Annotated in this window: 12 protein-coding genes and 1 rRNA gene; 5 read left to right on the forward strand and 8 right to left on the reverse strand. The window is 57.5% G+C overall.

Annotation, left to right across the window (positions count from 1 at the left end; genetic code table 11):
- Positions 1–157: 157 nt before the first annotated feature.
- Positions 158–273 (forward strand): 5S ribosomal RNA (gene rrf / locus QPL94_RS15915).
- A gap of 66 nt (positions 274–339) precedes the next feature.
- On the opposite strand, the gene QPL94_RS15920 is transcribed toward rrf, so the two are convergent.
- From QPL94_RS15920 to QPL94_RS15955, 8 genes are all read right to left on the reverse strand, one after another.
- On the reverse strand, positions 340–1,056 hold the full coding sequence (locus QPL94_RS15920) for a sensor histidine kinase (RefSeq protein ID WP_285358731.1): 717 nt from the start codon (positions 1,054–1,056) through the stop codon (positions 340–342).
- Entirely contained in the window at positions 1,053–2,696 is a 1,644-nt protein-coding gene (locus QPL94_RS15925; RefSeq protein WP_285358732.1) for a tetratricopeptide repeat-containing response regulator, read from the reverse strand. Before QPL94_RS15925 ends, QPL94_RS15920 begins: the two co-directional genes overlap by 4 nt.
- Positions 2,693–6,211 carry a hybrid sensor histidine kinase/response regulator gene (locus tag QPL94_RS15930; protein ID WP_285358734.1) on the reverse strand — a complete coding sequence of 1,173 codons (3,519 nt, stop codon included), beginning with the start codon at positions 6,209–6,211 and terminating at the stop codon, positions 2,693–2,695. The genes QPL94_RS15925 and QPL94_RS15930 overlap by 4 nt, the downstream gene beginning before the upstream one ends.
- Positions 6,212–6,263: 52 nt before the next feature.
- Positions 6,264–6,770, reverse strand: coding sequence for a hypothetical protein (locus QPL94_RS15935; protein WP_285358736.1), 507 nt, complete (start codon positions 6,768–6,770; stop codon positions 6,264–6,266).
- Positions 6,771–6,867: 97 nt separating this feature from the next.
- Entirely contained in the window at positions 6,868–8,637 is a 1,770-nt protein-coding gene (locus QPL94_RS15940) for a sodium:solute symporter family protein (protein ID WP_285358737.1), read from the reverse strand.
- A gap of 6 nt (positions 8,638–8,643) precedes the next feature.
- The gene (locus QPL94_RS15945; RefSeq protein WP_007154785.1) at positions 8,644–8,907 is read right to left on the reverse strand and encodes a DUF4212 domain-containing protein; all 264 of its coding nucleotides are present in this window, start codon (positions 8,905–8,907) and stop codon (positions 8,644–8,646) included.
- Positions 8,908–9,116: 209 nt separating this feature from the next.
- Entirely contained in the window at positions 9,117–9,827 is a 711-nt protein-coding gene (locus QPL94_RS15950) for a 3'-5' exonuclease (RefSeq protein ID WP_285358740.1), read from the reverse strand.
- An 18-nt stretch (positions 9,828–9,845) separates the two neighbouring features.
- Entirely contained in the window at positions 9,846–11,762 is a 1,917-nt protein-coding gene (locus QPL94_RS15955) for a putative nucleotidyltransferase substrate binding domain-containing protein (RefSeq protein ID WP_285358741.1), read from the reverse strand.
- Between the two features lie 158 nt (positions 11,763–11,920).
- On the opposite strand from QPL94_RS15955, the gene smrA reads away from it, so the two are divergent.
- From smrA to QPL94_RS15975, 4 genes are all read left to right on the forward strand, one after another.
- Entirely contained in the window at positions 11,921–12,499 is a 579-nt protein-coding gene (gene smrA, locus QPL94_RS15960) for a DNA endonuclease SmrA (RefSeq protein ID WP_285358743.1), read from the forward strand.
- A 42-nt stretch (positions 12,500–12,541) separates the two neighbouring features.
- Positions 12,542–12,733 carry a hypothetical protein gene (locus QPL94_RS15965; protein ID WP_285358744.1) on the forward strand — a complete coding sequence of 64 codons (192 nt, stop codon included), beginning with the start codon at positions 12,542–12,544 and terminating at the stop codon, positions 12,731–12,733.
- A gap of 70 nt (positions 12,734–12,803) precedes the next feature.
- Entirely contained in the window at positions 12,804–13,289 is a 486-nt protein-coding gene (locus tag QPL94_RS15970) for a (2Fe-2S)-binding protein (protein WP_285358746.1), read from the forward strand.
- 1 nt (position 13,290) lies between these two features.
- On the forward strand, positions 13,291–15,495 hold the full coding sequence (locus QPL94_RS15975) for a xanthine dehydrogenase family protein molybdopterin-binding subunit (protein ID WP_285358748.1): 2,205 nt from the start codon (positions 13,291–13,293) through the stop codon (positions 15,493–15,495).
- Position 15,496: the final 1 nt, after the last annotated feature.

Consider the following 15,496-nt stretch of genomic DNA (forward strand, 5'->3'; position numbering starts at 1 on the left):
CGTTGATAGGTCGGGTGTGTAAGCGCTGCGAGGCGTTGAGCTAACCGATACTAATTGCTCGTGCGGCTTGACTATATAACACCCAAGACAATTGCGGATAACGCAACGAAATCAACATCACCTGTTCTGTCTCGTCCCCCAGTGATCAACCGTTTTGCCTGACGACCATAGCGGTCTGGAACCACCTGATCCCATCCCGAACTCAGCAGTGAAACAGACCAGCGCCGATGGTAGTGTGGCTTCTGCCCATGTGAGAGTAGGTCATCGTCAGGCTCTTAATACCTAAAAACCCCCGCGGCTTCGCCGTCGGGGGTTTTTTATTGCCTGAATTAAAAAGGGTCAGGGCAACCAGATCTCAAACACCCCACCGCCCAGACTGCCACCATTATGCAGTCGAATGGACCCGGTCCGGTCCCCTTCATTGTGCAGCTGAGCAACAGACGACGCGAAGAACAACCCCAGGCTGGTGCTGCCGCTCTTGAAGTTCAGGGATTTGAAACTCGGTGTACCGCTGTGCTGCATATTCTCCGGATAACCATCTCCGTCATCCTCAACGCCAACAACCAGGAAACCCTGCTGTTCTGAGGCAGTCAGTTTGATCTTGCTCTTGGTGTAGCGAATGGCGTTGTTAATGGTGTTATTCAGCACGCCGGTCAGCAAATCTTCATCGAAGAACCCATTGATGTCATCGGCTTCGATCGCCAGCTCGATACCCAAGCCCTCGAGAAGAGGGGTGTGCCGGGCCATATGCTCGGACAGAAAGCCGGGGACGAAGTGTTCCTCTATGTGAGCCGACAGGTTGTTTTCACCAAGCCGGTAGATGCCCAGCAGTTGCACCAGATCATTGTGCATACGCTCGGCTTCATATTGCAGGGTATTGAAGCGGGACGACTCACCCACCGAGTTACCTTGCTCCTGGCGCAGCTCATCTAGAGAATTCAGCAACATGCCCAGGGAATTCTTCATGTCATGAACGGCGGATGCCAGAACCATGGAGAAGTCGATACTTTGAGACTCGCGAGGACCAGAAGAGGTCTCCTGATTTTCGGTGGTCATGACATCATTCCTTTCAGTTTTTTGCGCAAGGACATCAGCCGTCGATACTGCCGGTGTTGCTCCGGCAAACCGGAGAGCTTGGCGAGGTATTTCTCACAGCGCTTCAACAGATCGCGGTCGTCTGGGGTTTCCTGGTACTTCTTCATCAGTACCTGCACCAGATTGAGGTTGAGTGAGGCGTGAGAGGGCACTATCTCGAGGGCCTGGCTGAACGTTGACGCGGCCTCGTCAAGCTTTCCTGCCTCAAACGCCTTGATGCCATCCCGGTTCAGGGACCTTGCCTGCAATTTTTGCCGGAAGCCTACCGGCTCATCAAGCAGGTTCTCGATCTTCTGCAGCAATGTCGGATTATCCTGGCAGCGATTGGCCAGGGTTGTCAGCAGGGTTTTTGCTTCTTCGTCCCGGCCCAGCCGGAACAATGTCTTGGCATAATCCAGGCCGGCCTCAGGATCCATGAGCTCCGGTTCGCCCAGTTCGTCAGCAATACTCTCGATTGCCTTCTGGGCTTCGTTCATCCTGCCCTGGCCGGCATGAACCCGGGACTGCACAATGCGGCTGCGGACCTTGATATCCTCCTGGTCTGCGAAACGTTTTTCCATACGCCGCAGAATGGTCAGAGCTTCGTCCGCATGAGCCGAACCTTCGTCGGATGTATCACCTTCGCTGAGATCCGACAGCGACTGGCCCAGCGCGAGGTAATGCTCGGAGCTGTCGTGAATAGAGTAGGTGCCCAGGGAAACCGTTTGTCGCCATGCCTCCGATGCGGTCGACATGTCCTGATTGGAAGCTGCCAGTCCAGCCAGGTGCTTGTGCCGCAGGAGCGCGTTAGGGGAGTGCTCGGCGGCCTTCTCCAGGATTTGCTGTGCCTGGGTGGGGCGTCCCTGCTTCTCCAGTGCTTCGGCCAGCAAGTCATAGGCTTCCATGTAGTCAGGGTGTTTGCTGACGAGGTCTTTGAGGGTGACAACGGCATCGTCGTAGTTCTGATTGGCTACCAGGATTTTGCCGCGCCCCGCCCTGGCCCATGAGAGATCCCGCTGTGCCAGCACGTCGTCATAGATTTTCAGAGCATGGCTGAAATCGCCGACCTGGTAGTAAAGGTCGGCAAGGGTTTTCATCAGCCATGTCTTGTAACGGGGCTTCGCGGGTAGCGCCTGCAGGCAAAGGGAGATGGCTTCAGGGTAGTTTTCACGGTCGATTTCCCGATTGATGGGAAGCAAAGCGTTTCGCTGTGTGATCAGCCCGCTGAGCCGTTTTTCCAGCATGGCGCGGTTGATGGGTTTCGTCAGGTAGGCATCGGGCTGGTATTCCCTGGCGCCCATGACCATCTCCTTGGACGTTTCAGCGGTAACCATCAGGAACAGGGACGAGCGTTTCAGAAGTTTCTTGTGCCGCAGTTCCTCCAGAATGTGCTGGCCGTTCTTGCCGTCTCCCAGGTTGTAGTCGCACAGGACCACATCCACATGGTTGTAGGAACAGTACTGGACGGCGGTAGACGCATTGGGTAGAAGTTCGATCTTGTCAGCACCACAGCTTCGTAACATCTGCCTCATGGACAGGCGAAAATTCTCAAAGTCATCGACAACCAGATAACTGAGTTTGGCAAAGGTGTTACCGATGGCGGTGTCTGTTGAATCTGTCATGGGCGCTTCTGTTTGAGTAACTTGTTAACCACAGCCCTGAGGGCCGCTGGTTTAACAGGTTTGTAAAGAATCTGATAACCCCTGCCAATAGCATCTTCCCTGACTTCCGGGGCCATGTAGCCGGTAATAAGTATGCCAGGTATATCATTGGTTGCCTCTTCTCTCAATGCGTCCATTGCGTCGAGACCATTACGGTTATCATCGAGCTGATAATCCGCCAGGATGATGTCCGGTTCTGTGCCGTTCAGCTTGTAGCGCGCATCTTCGAGGCTTTCGGCGGTGGTGACGTCACACTGCCAGTTGTCCAGAAGGGCACTCATGCCATGAAGGATGGCAGGGTCGTTGTCGATGCACAGCACGTGTAATCCTCCCAGGCTGGAGAGGCGCCGTGGTGCAGAGGCGGGCTTGGCGGCGTTCTGTTCGCTGTGTTCGGGGGCAGCGACCGGTACGGTGATGCTGAACACACTCCCCAGACCCTGAACAGAGCGAACATTGACCGGATGGTTGAGCATGCCGCAGATACGGTCGACAATGGCCAGCCCCAGGCCCAGCCCCTTTTTATCCCGGCCCTGCTGGAAACGGCGAAACTCTTCAAAGATATGGGCGAGCTGGTCATCCGGAATGCCCGGTCCGGTGTCCCAGACTTCGATGCGAATATAGCCCTTCAGACGGCGGCACCCGAGGAGGATCCTCCCGCTGGGGGTATATCGGATGGCATTGGAAAGAAAGTTCTGGATCACCCGTCTGAGCAGTTTGGAGTCAGAGCGTATCCAGGCACTGCTGGGCACCACGTGCAGATCCAGGCCCTGATCCTTGGCGATGGCGGAAAAATCCGTAGCCAGGTGACGCATGATCTCGTTGACCGGGAACACGCCGATATCCGGCTCCAGGGCGCCTGCGTCCAGTTTGGAAATGTCCAGCAGGGTGCTGATAATTTCCTCGGCGGCCCCCAGAGAGCTGTCGATATGTTCCACCAGTTCTGTCATTTCCGGGTCACGGGCCTTGCCGGCAAGCGCAGACGTGAACAGACGGGCAGCGTTCAGCGGCTGTAGCAGATCGTGACTGGCTGACGCGAGGAAGCGGGTTTTGCTCTGGTTAGCCTGCTCGGCAACCGACTTGGCCTTGAGCATCTGCTCATTGATGACCTGCAACTCCTGGGTGCGTTCCTTCACCCGTTGTTCCAGATAGATATTGGTTTCCTTCAGCGCCTGTTCGGTGCGGCGCATGGCAGTGATGTCCTGGAAGGTGGTCACATAACCGCCGCCGGGAATCGGGCTGCCGTCGATTCGCAGCACGGTGCCGTCCGGTCGCTGACGCTCGTAGGACATGGCAAGGCCCTCCCGCATCTTGCTGCAACGGTCGGTAATAATCTCGTCAATACGTCTTGCCGGCAGATTGGCATTGGTCAGGTTGTAGCGCATCAGGTCTTCCACCGGCCGTCCGACCCGGACAAAACCGGCGGGGTAGTTGAATTGCTCCAGGTAGCGTTGATTCCATACCACCAGCTGTTGCTGATGATTCACCACTGAAACGCCCAGGCTGATGTTCTCAATGGCGGACTGCAGGAGCTCGCGGCTGAACGTCATGGCCTGGGAGGCTTCATCGACAATGCTGACAACGTCCTCGATCTGCATGTCCCGGCCGGTCAGGGTCGACTCAAGCACAACTCTGGCGGTTGAAGCGCCGATGACTGAGGCCAGCTGGCGTTCGATGAACTTCATCAGGTGCGATGAAGCAGGGCGGTGAAGGTGCAGGCGGATGGCGTTGCGCCGCTCGTAGTTGCGGAATATGGCCTCCGCCCGCTCCTCTCCCATAAAGCGGTCAGCAATGGCCTGGAGGTCAGATGTCAGGATTTCACCCTGCCAGCTTTGTTGCTGGGGTGTTTCCGCTTTTGGCTGGGGGTCCTGGAAGAACGAAGCGATCTGGATTTTTTCCCGCACCCGTTGGCGGGTGAGCATGGACAGCACGATGTAGGTGACGGTGTTGATGCCAAGGCTCCAGATGATGCCATGGCTTATCTGGTCGAGCTCGGAGCCGAACAGGGCCGTTGGCCTGGTCCAGTTGATTCCCCAGATACCCTGTTCGATGAGGGTATCGTTCAGCCATCCGGTTGAAGCCAGTGCCGGTAGCAACAGGGTGTAGCACCACATAAGGAACCCGAGCCCCAGCCCCCATACCGCGCCCGTATGGTTGCCCCTGCGCCAGAGGATGCCCCCCACCAGGGCAGGACCGAACTGGGCTGCTGCAGCAAACGAGAGGAGCCCGAAAGCCGTCAGGCTGTAGTCTTCCCCGGCCATACGATAAAAACCGTAGGCAGTTAACAGAACCACGAAGATGGCCACACGGCGGATGCTCAGCAGCAGGTAGCTGAGATCCGAGCGCTTGTTCATGCCGGGGCGGAAAAATTTCAGCAGGGCGGGCATGATGATTTCGTTGCTCACCATGGTGGCGATGGCCACGGAACAGACGATTACCATTGCAGCTGCGGCCGAGCCACCGCCGAGAAATGCCAGTATGGCGAGCCATTGTTCGCCGGCAGCAATAGGCAGGTTGAGAATCAGTATGTCGGGGTCCGAGGAACCGATTTCCGGCGACAGAAGTCCCGCCGCGGCAATGGGAAGCACAAAGGCACTGGCGATGATCAGGTAGATGGGCATGGCCCACCGGGCAGTCTCGAAATCCCGGTAGTCGGTGTTCTCTACCACCATAACGTGAAACTGCCGTGGCAGGCAGATAATGGCAAGCATGGCCACCAGTGTCTGGGTAATAAAGGCTGGCGCCTCAATTGCATCAGTGGTCAGGGTACCCACCAGTCCGGCCTCCTGGACATTGCCCCAGAGATCACCGAAACCACCGTAAAGGCCATAACCCACAAACAGCCCGACAGCCACAAAGGCAACAATCTTGATCAGTGATTCGAAGGCAACCGCCTGAATCATGCCGCGATGGTGTTCCGTGGATTCCAGGTGCCGGGTGCCGAACAGCACGGTAAACACCGCCAGCACCAGGGTGATGTACCAGGCAGAGTCGTTCCAGGCGGCTGTGCTCAGCTCGGTATGGGCCGTTCCGGCGTCGGAAAGCACGTTGAAGCCCATGGAGATGGCTTTTAGCTGGAGCGCAATGTAGGGAACGCTGCCAATGAGCGCAAAGATGGCGACCATCGCCGCCAGGGACTGGGATTTGCCATACCGCGAGGCAATGAAATCAGCGATGGAGGTGCTGTTGTTGCGCTTACTGATGAAGATGATGCGGCGAAGAAGGGGAGCGCCGAACACGAACACCAGCAAGGGACCCAGATAGATGGGCAGGAAGCCCAGCCCTTCCTGGGTAGCACGCCCGACAGCGCCGTAGAAGGTCCAGGAGGTGAAATAGACCGCAAGGGACAGGGCATAGACATGGGTTCTTGCCCAACGCCGGCGATAGAGCCCGGGGTGGCGGTCACCAGCCCAGGCAATGGCAAACAGCAGCGAGATGTAAGTGATCGAAATGAGGACTAACAGCCAGCCACTGAGCATAAACAGGCTTTCCCAGAGTACGATGAACAGACGTCAGGCCCGGTAACCGGATCTACTGGTCGCAGGCAAGCTCCAGCAACGGGTCGTCTTCGGGCAATGTTCGGAGTGCACTGGTATCCAGGCTCTTTTCGCCCTTGAGGGGGACCAGCTCACGCGAATCACAGTTTAGCAGATACATTTTCTGGGACACCGCATCGGTGTAGGACTGCTCGAAGCGATAAAGACTGAAACGGACGATATTCTGTTCAGGGTTGTCCACCATAATGCTGTTGGTGTCCAGAACGGTAAAAGCAGCGATCTGTGGCACAACATAGGCCCATGGCCGCCAGGGCGCGCCATATTCCTCGGTGCTGACGACGACAGCTTCTTCCGGGAGTTGCGTCTGCTTGAGATCAAACCAGGTGTACTCCATGTAAATCAGGTAACCCAGCATGCCGGCGCCGGCAAATACCGGAATAATCCACTTGGGCGCCTTTTGTCGGGTGATGGCACGTATAGCGAGGGCGATACCTGCGGCGCCGAGACCACAGAATACTGTCGCCACAAAAGTCCAGAACATATAATTGATTCCTCGAAAAAAAACGGGCTTCCCCAAGGAGGAAGCCCGTTCAGGTTCAGCCTGTCAGATTCTCATCTATCGTTGGCTGACATGTTGCTTAGTGGTCATAGGATTTTCCGGCACCGCGTGGGTAACGGACGCTTTCGACCAGTTCCTGAATCTCAATGGGCGGCTCTTCGGTCGCATGAGAGACCGCAAAGGCTACCGCAAAGTTGATGATTGCACCAACTGCACCGAACGACAGCGGGGAAATGCCCAGCAGCCAGTTGTCCGGAGTGTTGGCCAGGTTGTTGGTTCCCGGAATGAAGAACCAGCCAAGGAAGATGAAGATGTAGACCAGGGTAGCACCCAAGCCAGCCAACATTCCCGAGATGGCGCCCACATTGTTAATGCGCTTGAAGAAGATACCCATCATCAGCGCCGGGAACAGCGAGGCAGCCGCGATACCGAAGGCCAGAGCTACCACCTGTGCGGCGAACCCTGGAGGGTTGGCACCAAGGTAGGTGGCCAGCACTATGGCAACGGCCATGGAGATACGTGCAGCCAGCAGTTCCCCTTTCTCTGAGATGTTGGGATTGAAGCCACCTTTGATCAGGTCGTGACTCACCGCAGACGATATCGCCAGCAACAGACCAGCCGCTGTCGACAGTGCCGCCGCAAGACCACCAGCTGCAATCAGGCCGATAACCCAGCCTGGCAGGTTGGCAATCTCGGGGTTGGCCAATACCAGAATATCGTTGTTGTAGGTGAATTCGTTGCCTTCCCAGCCGCGGGCTTCAGCCTCGTCTGCGAACTCTGCATTACCATCGTTGTAGAACTGGATGCGGCCGTCGTTGTTCTTGTCTTCGAACTGGATCAGGCCGGTCACTTCCCACTCCTGAATCCACTGTGGCCGTTCATCATATTCGATGGCCTGACCCTCGACACCATCCGGATAGATAGTGGTCATCAGGTTCAGTCGAGCCATGGATGCAACTGCAGGCGCAGTCAGGTACAGCAGGGCGATGAACACCAGCGCCCAGCCAGCGGACCAGCGTGCGTCTGCAACCTTGGGTACGGTGAAGAAGCGGATGATGACGTGAGGCAGGCCGGCAGTACCGATCATCAGAGACAGGGTAAACAGAACCATGTTCAGTTTGTTGTCCACGTCTGCCGTGTAGTCCCGGAAGCCGAGTTCAGTGATAACCTGGTCCAGTTTCTCCAGCAGGGGAAGTCCCGAATCAACGTGAGTCGAGAACAGGCCGAGCGGAGGCAGCGGATTGCCAGTCAGTTGCAGTGAGATGAACACCGCAGGAATGGTGTACGCGATGATCAGAACGCAGTACTGGGCCACCTGGGTATAGGTGATGCCTTTCATACCACCGAGTACCGCGTAGATGAAGATCACGACCGCAGCGATGATCAGACCCATGGTGGCGTCCACTTCCAGGAACCGTGAGAAGGCTACACCGGCACCGGCCATCTGGCCGATAACGTAGGTAACCGACGCCACGATCAGACAGGCCACAGCCACAAACCGTGCGTTTCGGCTGTAGAAGCGATCACCGATGAACTCGGGAACCGTGAACTTGCCGAACTTACGCAGGTAAGGTGCAAGCAGCATGGCCAGCAGTACATAACCACCGGTCCAGCCCATCAGGAAGGTTGAGTTGGCATAACCACCAGCGGCAATCAGGCCCGCCATGGAGATAAAGGATGCCGCAGACATCCAGTCAGCACCGATAGCAGCACCGTTGGTGATCGGATGAACGCCGCCACCCGCGACGTAGAAATCACTTGTGCTACCGGCCTTCGCCCAGATGGCAATGCCGATATAGAGGGCGAATGAACCGCCTACGAATAACAGGTTGATTATAAACTGATCCATTCGAACTTACTCCTCATGCACGTCGAATTTTTCATCGAGCTTGTTCATTCGCCATGCGTAATGAAAGATCAGCGCGATGAAGGTAAGAATCGAGCCCTGTTGGGCGAACCAGAAACCTAGGTCGGTTCCGCCGATAGGGATCCCGGCGAGCATGGGGCGAAGCAATATGGCGAATCCATAAGATACCAGGGCCCAGACGATCAGGCTCCCGAATATCAGGCGAAGGTTCGCCTTCCAGTAATTCACAGCATCGTAGTCATGACCTGACATAGGATCACTCCTGTCTTGTTGTTGTGGGGGTTGGGTGGGTTTTCTGTGACGTGTTTGTTGTAGAGAAATTATTATTCATATAGTTCTTCTCCGACTTGTTGTCCTCTCCGACTTTACCCGTCAAGCGATATATAGATATTGGCAAAAGGTCTAATTCTCAGTTATTTGCCTGCTAAAACGTCTTCAAACGCGACACAGTTCCAGGGTTTCTAACCTGGCCGATGCATGTTTTTAAGACGCCGGTAGTACTTTAGCTTGTCGTTGAGGCCCTGCAATGTGACAACGTCGTTTTTGTGAGCTCTGTTTATGACTGCCAGGGTCAATTCTGCGGTGGCGAGGGCATCGGCGGCTGCATGGTGGCGGGCACTGACCTCAAGGCCGAAAAAGTCAGCCCAGTTGTCCAGGCCCCGGCCTCCGGTTTTCGCATCGGGAAAAAAGGCCGGAAGCATCTCGGCCACATCAATCCAGGTGTGTGGTTGGGTGTATCCAAGGGTAGTTTTGAGCGCTTTTTCAAGGAACTTCTGGTCAAACGCTGAATGGTAGGCAAGGATCAGGTCGCCGTTCATCCATTCCAGCAGATGCAACAGGGCATCTTCGGTCTCGTGGCCCCGGGTCAGGGCTTCCGGGCCGATACCGTGAATCAGTACAGTCTCACTGATGTCCAGCTCCGGGCGCCGGAGAATAAGGTCGAACTGATCACCCATGCCTATGGCATTTTTGTGGATAGCCACGGCTCCGATGGCAATGACTTCATCTTTTGCGGCGTTGAGGCCAGTGGTTTCAAGATCAAGCACGATCAGCCTGCAATCGGACAGGCGCTGATCGCCGGCGGTTTTCGGGGTTGGCAGGTGTTCACGGTCGGGCCCGCCCGTGCTGCCGGCCCTGAGCCGTTCAATCCAGTCTTTGATCTGCTCCAGCATAATGGTCGGCCCCGGGGGTCAGAGTTGATAGGTCACTTCCAGCTTCTGCTGCAAGCGCTGGGCCTGGCGGAAAGATTCGCGAAGAATTCGCCGGTCCAGTGGGTTGAGATCGTCGGGGTCGATATAGTTGGACAAGGGTTCATCCCGCTCCAGCATTTCCTGGTGGGCCCTCATCCGGATGGCCTGAATGAGGCTATAGGCCTCCTGCCAGGCATTGGCATCCTTGGGGTCGAAGACACCTTTCTCCGCCAGCTTGTTCATGCGCTCCAGTGTATTGGCTTCGCCAACACCATTGGCGAGGGCGAATACCCGGACCGCCTCCACGAAGGGCGCGAGCCCCTGGCGTTTCAGGTCCAGTTTTTTCTTCTTGCCTTCCTGGACATAGCGGAAGTTGCGGAACATGGTCAGAGGGGGTTTGCGGGTGATGGCATTGCCGGCCAGCATCTTCTGAAACAGGGCGTTCTTGCGGATGCGTGCGAGAACCTTGTCCAGCAGGGCGTCCAGTGGCTCTGTTGGCCCGAACACCGCTCTCATGTCGAGGAATATGGACGAGTACACCAGGTTTTGCGGGGTAGATGCGTCGATAAACCGGATGAACCAGTCGTCCCACTCACGGCCACTGAGGCACAGTTTCGGATTGCTGGCCATGATGTTGCCCTTGCACAGGGTGAAACCACATTCTGCCAGTTCCTTGTTGATGGTTTCGGCAAACGGCAGAAGTTTTTCCCTTGCCTGGTCTTCGCTCATTCCCTCTGGTGTTTCGAACAGGATGCCGTTGTCCTGGTCCGTCAACAATGTCTGCTCCTGCCGGCCTTCGCTGCCGAAGGTCAGCCAGGTGAAGGGAATGCCCGGGTCGTGCTTCTTTATGTTCAACTCCAGCACCCGGCGCACAGTAACATCGTTCAGGGTGGTAATGATTTTTACCACCTGACCGGAGTCTGCTCCGTGGGCAAGCATGGCGTCCACGAGCCTGGAAACGTCGGTTCTCAGGCTGACCAGGGTCCTTAGATGGCTGGCGGTGCCGATGGTACGGGCGAGATTGACCAGATCCACCCGTTGCAGGGAGAACAGGTCTCTCTCCGAGACCATGCCTATCAGGCGCTTGTCCTCATCCACCACACAGATATGGGCAAAGTGGTGCTCTGCCATGAGCATGGCGGCTTCAAAGGCGTCGGCCTGGGCTGTCAGGCAGCAGGGTTTTTTTGTCATCACCTGCCCGATGGGTGTGTCCAGCGGACCTTTCTCTTCCGCCACCATGGTGCGCAGGTCCCTCAGGGTAAAGATGCCCGTGGGGTGCCGCTCGTCATCGGTTATGACAATGCTGCCTACATTATTCTCGTGCATGCGTGCGACGGCCTTGCGCACTGGCAGGTCCGGTGAGCACACAATGGGGTTGCGAATGGCATAGCGTTCCAGGGGGGTGTCCAGAGAGTTGCTGGAGCCTATGGAGGCCATGGCGCCAGTCTGTATTCGCTGGTTGACCTGGTCCAGCAGGCTGCTGACACCCCGCAGGCAGAAATCGCGGAAAGGGTCACTCTGTGAGAACAGCGTGACAAAGGTGTCGTGTTCAATGCTGAGGCAGAAAGTGTCCCCGGAGGCGCGGTGAAGCGTACGGGTGGGGCGCTCGCCGATCAGGGCTGCCAGAGGAAAACACTCACCCTGGCTGATTTCGAACGTGGTTTCCGTCTCGCCGTCCTTGTCCCGGGCGCGTTCGCCGCGAATGCGCCCCTGCTTGACGATGTAGAATCGTTTTACAGGGCCGTCCTCCGGCGAGAGTACGACATCGTCATCGGCATAGAACCGCAGGGAAGCGTGTTCTGCAAAATGGGCCAGATGTGAATCGTCCATGTTCGAAAATGGCGAATGCTCACGCAGAAAGGTCATAATGGCGCGTGTATTCTGGGGGCGTTCGCTGTCCTGGGGTGCGGCGGTCATAAACGCGCTCCGTTGTGGTTGTTATGTGCCTGAAGTGTAGACTAACTACAGGTAAGCGGGCCCTAAGATTTTCGTCGGATAGTCAATTATTAACGCTGTGGCGGGTGTGGGCCGGCGGGTGTTAAAGTCCCATCAACCCGACTGCAAATGATATCGACATGACGACCAAAGATGAGCGCCTTAGCTTTCTGGAGGAGATGAAGGACGTCCGTCGCATCCGGAAACCCAACAAGGCCGACGTGAAGACTCCGAAGGAACTGACGCCGGGTCACCTCGAGCGGCAACGGTCAGCCATGGATCAGCCGCTGAAGGACCGTAACCCGCTGACCGCTGATATGGTGGAGCCGCTGACGGCACACGATGTCCTGTGCTGGCAGCGCCCGGGTGTCCAGAACGGGGTGTTTCGCAAGTTCCGTCTTGGGCAGTACCCGATTGAAGCACGCCTGGATCTGCACCGGATGACAGTCGAGGAGGCACGCCGGGAGGTGTTCGGCTTTATAAATGACTGTGTCCGCTACGGGCTAAGGTCGGTGATCATCCTGCACGGCAAGGGTGAGCGTAACCCGGACGGTATCGCCCAGCTCAAGAGCTACATCGCCAAATGGCTTCCGGAGCTGGACGATGTGCTGGCGTTCCATTCGGCACAGAAGCGTCACGGCGGCACCGGTGCCGTCTACGTCATGGTTCGCAAGAGCGACCGTGACAAGCAGCGCAACCGTGAAATTCACGGTGCCTGAAGATAATCAGCCAAAACCGATGAGATCGGTCCGGAGGTAAGAGTGAAACAGTTGATGTTGGTACTTTTTGTGGCAGCGGCCCTGGTCGGGTGCAAGGACCGTGTTATCTGGAATGATAACGGCAAGGTCGAAGAGGCGACAACGGACCGTGAGGTCTGGGACTCCGAGGGGAAAATGCCGACTGGCGAACGAAAGATCTGGACTGACAAGGACGGTAAGGACGTCGTCAAGTAAGGCCGTTCCGGCTGACAAACAATAAAAACTCAGCCGGGGCCATGGCTCCGGTAAACACGGGAGAGTATTCATGGCCGTGCGCCTGACTGTGAATGGCAAAAAGCAAACCGTTGAGGTTGAAAGCGACACCCCCCTGCTGTGGGTCGTTCGCGACGAACTTGGGCTTAAAGGTACCAAATTCGGCTGCGGCAAGGGGCTTTGCGGCGCCTGTACCGTCCACTTGAATGGACAGCCGGTACGTTCCTGCTCCACGCCGGTGGAAATGGCCGAAGGTGGAGATGTGACCACGATCGAAGGCCTGACAAGCGATGGCGATTTGCATCCCCTGCAACAGGCCTGGGTGGAACACGGGGTGCCCCAGTGCGGCTATTGCCAGTCAGGTCAGATCATGAGCGCTGCTCACTTGTTGCAGCACAACGAGTCTCCCTCCCGTGAGGATATTGTTGCTGCGGTAAGCGGTAATCTGTGTCGTTGCGGCACCTACTCCCGTATTGTTGCCGCCGTCGAGTCCGTGGTTGAAAACCGCGCCGGGCAGTCCAGCCGCGGGGAGGCGTGATATGACCATGAATAGACGCGACTTCCTCAAGGTTACTGCAGGCACGTCTGGCGGGCTGGTGATTTCCCTGTCGCTGCCGGGCTGTGCCGGAATACAGACCGGTTACGATGAAAAAAGCGGCGACTGGAAGCCGGATGCCTGGCTTGAGCTGACGGCCGACGACAAGGTTTATTTCACCCTGGCCCGGGTAGAAATGGGACAGGGCACCTACACCGGCCTGACCACACTGATCGCCGAAGAGCTGGAAGTGGCCCCTGCTGCCATACAGCCCAGGTTCGCACCGGTGGCCCCTGAGTACCGCAATCCTCTGTACAAGCTGCAACTGACGGGCGGAAGCACCAGCATGGCGACCAGTTGGCAGCCATTACGGATAGCCGGGGCCTCTGCCCGCATCATGCTGATCAGGGCAGCTGCCAGCGTCTGGGGCGTCAGCCCGGAAGACTGCCGGGCGGCTGACGGCCGGGTGGTGCACCCGAGCGGCGATGAAAGCCTGCCTTATGGCCGACTGGTGGAGCTGGCGGCGAAACAGGAGGCTCCAGGAGATCCCGATCTCAAGCCCCGCAACGAATGGAAATACATCGGCAAGAACCGGGGCCGCCTGGATGCCGAAGCCAAATCCACCGGCGCCCCGATCTATGGCATTGATGTTGAGCTGGACGGCATGGTTTACGCCGTTGTCACCCGTCCGCCCCGCTATGGCGCCCGCGTCCGGTCCTTCGACGATTCGGAAGCTCGCAGGTTGCCCGGTGTCCTGGACGTTTTCGACATTGAGCGGGGCGTTGCGGTGGTCGCCGACAAATACTGGCGGGCTCGCAAGGCACAGGATGCACTGACCATTGAATGGGATAACAGCGACGCCCTGAGCCTGTCGAATGACGAGGTTTTTTCTTCCTATCACAAGGCGGCCGACGAAGACCCGGGCGAAAGCGAACGCAGCGAGGGCGACTACGGAGATGCGGTCGAGAGTGCTGAACGCCTGGTTGACGCCAGCTACGAGCAGCCCTACCTGGCCCACGCCACGCTGGAGCCGATGAATGCGACGGCCTGGTATCGGAACAACGGAATTGAAGTCTGGGCACCAACCCAGGCACCGGATCTTGGCCGTATTGCGGCTGCCAGGGTAACCGACCTGTCACCGGATGATGTGACCATCCATACCACCTTCCTCGGTGGCGGTTTCGGGCGTCGGCTGACCAACGATTACATCGAGGAAGCCTCTGCGGTGGCGTTCAGAGTTGGCAAACCGGTCAAACTGATCTGGTCGCGGGAGGAAGACACCCGCCATGACCTGTATCGCCCGGCCATGCTGCATCGCATGCAGGCCAGTGTCAGCGGTGATCAGGTTACCGGCTGGCACCACCAGGTTGTTGGCCCCCAGATACTGGACTGGTACGTACGCAACGCGGCGCCTGCGCAGTATCCCTGGGCACCGAAATTTCTGTACAACACGCTGGGTCGGGTGGGGCTGATGGCCGAGGGCATTGCCACACCAAAGGATCACTCCGCCATAGAAGGCGCCATCGAGTATCCGTACCGGGTGCCGAATCTTGATATCCGCCACACCCACACGGACCCGGGCGTGCCCGTTTCCTGGTGGCGGTCAGTCGGGTTTTCCCACAACGGCTTTGCGGTGGAAACCTTCATGGATGAGCTGGCCAGTGAACTGGGGCAGGACCCCTATCAGTTCCGGCGGTCGCTGATTGACCATGAGCCCAGGCATCTGGAGGTGCTCGATCGCGCCGTCAGGCTGGCGCAATGGGACGACCCGGCACCGGAGGGCCGGGCACGCGGCATAGCCCTGTTCCGCAGTTTTGGCACCTACGTCGCCCAGGTGGTCGAGGCCAGTGTTGAGGCCGGCGAAATCCGCGTGCACAAGGTGGTCTGCGCCGTTGACTGTGGCCAGGTGGTCAATCCGGACATTGTGCGCGATCAGATCGAGGGTGGTGTGATCTTCGGTCTCACAGCGGCGCTTTATGGCGACATTACCTTCAGGGACGGGCAGGTCCAGCAGAGCAATTTCCACGATTACCCGTTGATGCGGCACGACCAGCGCCCGGAAGTGGTTGTCGACATTGTTGATAGTGACGAGGCGCCAACGGGCGTTGGCGAGCCGGGTGTTCCGCCGGTGATTCCGGCGCTGGGTAATGCGCTGTTTGCCCTGACTGGCAAGCGCCAGCGCAGGCTTCCCCTGAAAGCGCAGGTGTAAA

This window comes from Marinobacter sp. SS13-12, assembly GCF_030227115.1.
Taxonomy (GTDB): Bacteria; Pseudomonadota; Gammaproteobacteria; order Pseudomonadales; family Oleiphilaceae; genus Marinobacter.